Origin of the sequence: Streptomyces corynorhini, assembly GCF_003346515.1 — a bacterium.
Lineage (GTDB): Bacteria > Actinomycetota > Actinomycetes > Streptomycetales > Streptomycetaceae > Streptomyces > Streptomyces corynorhini.
The window spans coordinates 1-1,532 of record NZ_QQNA01000220.1; the positions used below are offsets into that span (position 1 = coordinate 1).

The following is a 1,532-nucleotide window of genomic DNA, read 5'->3' on the forward strand; positions in this document are numbered from 1 at the left end:
CTCGGGGCCGTACAGCCGCCCCCGCCCCCGGCGGCGGGCTGCGGCGGCTGTACGGCCCCGAGGCGGAGAACGACCCGATGGGGCTGTACGAGAAGCTGCGCGCCGAGCACGGCTCGGTGGCGCCCGTACTGCTCCAGGGCGACGTCCCCGCGTGGCTGGTGCTGGGGCACGGCGAGAACCTGCACATGACCCGTACGCCCTCGCAGTTCTCGCGCGACTCCCGCCGCTGGCGCGCGCTGCACGACGGCACCGCGCCCCCGGACCACCCGCTGGCCCCCGTCTTCACCTGGCAGCCCATCTGTGTGTTCGCGGACGGCGCCGACCACAAGCGGCTGCGCGGCGCGGTCACCGACTCGATCGCGCGCATCGACCACCGGGGCGTACGGCGCTACATCAACCGCTACAGCAACCGCCTGGTGAACGACTTCTGCCGGGACGGCACGACCGATCTGGTCGGCCGGTTCGCCGAGCACCTGCCGATGATGGTGATGGCCCAGATCATCGGCATGCCGGAGGAGTACAACGAACGGCTGGTGCAGGCCGCCCGCGACATGATCAAGGGCACCGAGACCGCCAACGAGTCCAACGCCTATGTGATGGCGGCGCTGATCCGGCTGGTCAAACGGCGCAGGGCCGCGCCCGAGGAGGACTTCGCGACCTGGCTGGTGGAGCACGAGGCCGGTCTCACCGACGACGAGGTGGGCCAGCATCTGCGGCTGGTGCTCATCGCCGCGTACGAGACCACCGCCAACCTCATCGCCAATGTGCTGCGCATGGTGCTCACCGACCCCCGGTTCCGCGCGCAGTTGAGCGGCGGCCACATGACCCTGCCGGAGGCGGTCGAGCAGACGCTCTGGGACGAGCCGCCGTTCACCACCATCTTCGGCCGCTGGGCGGTCGGCGACACCGAACTCGGCGGCCAGCGCATCAAGGCGGGCGACGCGCTGATCGTGGGGATCGCCGCGGCCAACGTGGACCCGGTGGTACGGCCCGATCTCCATGCGCACATGCAGGGCAACCGCGCCCATCTCGCCTTCAGTGGAGGCCCGCACGAGTGCCCGGGGCAGGACATCGGCCGGGCCATCGCCGACACCGGGATCGACGCGCTGCTCATGCGGCTGCCGGATCTCCAGCTCGCGGTGGACGAGCGCGAACTGCGCTACTCGGGCGCGCTGATGTCCCATCAGCTCAGAGAGCTGCCGGTGACCTTCGCCCCGCGCCCCCCGCAGGACGTGACCGGTCCGCCGAGCCCGACCACCGCCGTGCCGCGGCCGCGCTGGCAGGTGGACTCGCCTCCGCCGCCCCCGGCTCCGGCCGGTTCCGTACCGCCGGAGGGGGCGGCCGGGGCGGAGAGGGCCCCGGCCACCGCGACCGCCACGGCGGCCCCGACCGTCACCGCGACGGCCCCGGACGCCACGGCCGCTCCGGCCGTCTCGATCCCCGCGCAGCGCACGGGCGCCGCGCCGCGCCGGGCGTGGCAGGCACTGTCCCGCTGGTGGAAGGGGGACTGAGGGCACGGGGGGACCGGCGGG

At 73.6% G+C, this 1,532-nt stretch carries 1 protein-coding gene; it reads left to right on the plus strand.

Annotated elements, in window-relative coordinates; all coding sequences use genetic code 11:
• Window positions 1-38: 38 nt before the first annotated feature.
• Window positions 39-1,511 carry a cytochrome P450 gene (locus DVH02_RS35275; RefSeq protein WP_233518450.1) on the plus strand — a complete coding sequence of 491 codons (1,473 nt, stop codon included), beginning with the start codon at window positions 39-41 and terminating at the stop codon, window positions 1,509-1,511.
• The last annotated feature ends 21 nt before the right edge of the window (window positions 1,512-1,532 follow it).